We start from the raw sequence: 2,127 nt of genomic DNA, 5'->3' as shown, positions 1-2,127 counted from the left end.
TGTCGGCGGCGCTCGAAAACTGAACGGTTTCGGCGTTCGAATTGTGAACGGTTGCTGGCAGTTTAGTCAGCTGGGTCGGTGATGTCGGTGCGGGTGCTGGGGAGGCTGTCGATGCCGCGGCCTCGGAGCCGGTAGCTGGCGCCTTTGAGGGTGATTACCTCGGCGTGGTGAACGATGCGGTCGATCATCGCGGCGGCGACGACTTGGTCGCCGAACACTGTGCCCCAGCCGGAGAACGGCAGGTTCGAGGTGAGCACGAGCGAGGCGTGCTCGTAGCGGGATGACACGAGCTGGAAGAACAGGTTCGCGGAGTCCTGCTCGAACGGGAGGTAGCCGACCTCGTCGACGATGATCAGCCCGTAACGGCGCAGCCGGGCCAGTTCCTGCGGCAGGCGGCCTTGCCGGTGGGCGTCGGACAGGCGGGTGACCCATTCGGTGGCGGTGGCGAACAGAACCCGCTGGCCTTGATGGGCGGCGATGACGCCCAACGCGGTGGCCAAATGCGTCTTCCCGGTGCCGGGAGGCCCGAGAAGAACCACGTTGCGGGCCTCGAGGAGGAACGCCCCTGAGGCCAGGCTCGCGACCTGCTGTCGGACGGCGGACTGCTGGTCCCAGTCGAAGTCCTCGATGGTCTTGACCGCGGGAAACCCGGCCGCGCGGATCCGCAGGCGGGCGCCGGAAGCGTTGCGGGCGCTCACTTCGCGTTCGAGCACCGCGGCGAGGTAATCCTCAAAAGACCAGCCCGCGGCCCTCGCCTGCTCCGCGAGCCGGCCTGCGGCTTCGAGGATGCGCGGCGCCTTCAGTGAGCCGGCAAGATAGGTGAGCTGCTTGACCGTCTCGGTCTGGGTGGTCGCCATCAGAACCCGCCTCCGATGCCGAAGGCTCGGTCATAGTCGGCAAGATCACGGACGAGATCATCACCCGCGGCGACCGAGCGCGGGGCGCGGAACTGCTCTCGCAGCACCTTCGCGGTCTCTAAGTGAGCCGGGTCGGTGATCGTCATCCCGCGCGCCCAAACCCGCGTGTGCTCGGCGACCAGGCGGCCATCGGCCCTGACCCTGACCCGGTCCAGATCAGCTGCGACATCGACCAGCCGGCCCACCGCGCGGGGGTCGACGGAGTAGTCGTTCGTGTCGACGCGGACGTAGTAGTCCCGCCCCAACCGGACCCTGTTCCGCCAGCCCAGGTGCAACGGGACCGGCGGCAGCGGCAGCATCGCAGCCCGGTCCGCGTTGATGCGCTGCTCCGGCGACGCCTTCAAGGTGCGGACCGTGCGCGCGTTGGCGATCTGCAACCAGTCGGTGAACTGCTCGTTGAAGTCTCCCGGAGAGGCGAACGAGCGGCCCGGCATGAACGAGGTCTCGAACCAGCCATTGCGCCGCTCGACGATCCCCTTGGACTCCGGATCCCGGGGAGGCAACAGCACCAGCTTCGCCGCCAACGTTCCCATGAACGACGCAACACCTTCCGCCCGCCGTGGTCCGCGCCCGATCCCGGGCTCGTTGTCCCAGATGAACCTCCGCGGGACTGCGCCGATCTGCTGCAACAGCTCCCAGGACCCCAGCAGCAGATCCTCCGTCTTGCGGGTCGGGATCATCCGCCCGACGGTGAACCTGGAGTGCGCGGGCGTGATCACCAGCACCGGCAACAGCTTCACTGTCCCGTCCTCGAGCGGGATCTTCCTCGGCGGGAACCAGAGATCACACTGCGCCGCATCGCCCGGTTCCCAGATCAACCGGTCCGCGGGATCGATGCGCCGCTGCTCGGGCCGCAACCGTTTCACGTTGTCCCGGAACCAGCGGATCGAGCCCGTCCAGCCCACCCGCTCGGCCAGCACCGTCGCCGGCATCTCGGGCGTCTCCCGCAGCAGTTCCTTCACCCGCGCTTCGAACGGCGTGAACGACGTCACCGCCGCCGTCCGCTCATACTTCGGCGGGGAATCCGACGCCAACGCGGCATACACCGTCGTCCGCGAGATCCCCAACCTCGTCGCGATCTGCGCCTTCGCCACACCCTCCCCGGCAAGCCGGCGAATCAGTGCCCAGTCCTCCAAAGTGATCACACTCCAATCGTCGAGTGTTCACTTTTCAAGCGCCGCAACTGTCCAGTTTTCGAGCGCCGCCGACA

General features: G+C 67.4%; 2 protein-coding genes. Both read right to left on the bottom strand.

Going from position 1 to position 2,127, the window contains the following annotated elements; translation table 11 throughout:
• Positions 1-62: 62 nt before the first annotated feature.
• A complete protein-coding gene (gene istB / locus ACWIDW_RS14800) occupies positions 63-857 on the bottom strand; it encodes an IS21-like element helper ATPase IstB (RefSeq protein ID WP_071644253.1) in 795 nt (264 codons plus the stop codon).
• On the bottom strand, positions 857-2,062 hold the full coding sequence (gene istA / locus ACWIDW_RS14795) for an IS21 family transposase (RefSeq protein WP_071644251.1): 1,206 nt from the start codon (positions 2,060-2,062) through the stop codon (positions 857-859). The genes istB and istA overlap by 1 nt, the downstream gene beginning before the upstream one ends.
• Positions 2,063-2,127: the final 65 nt, after the last annotated feature.

The organism is Microbacterium sp. NPDC055312, from assembly GCF_053645675.1.
Note: the sequence above shows the minus strand (reverse complement) of the source record. Positions and strands in the feature narration are given on the sequence as shown.

Bases quoted from the DNA above. Each gene is read 5' to 3' on its own strand.
- istB (WP_071644253.1), bottom strand. From the start codon at position 857: ATGGCGACCACCCAGACCGAGACGGTCAAGCAGCTCACCTATCTTGCC.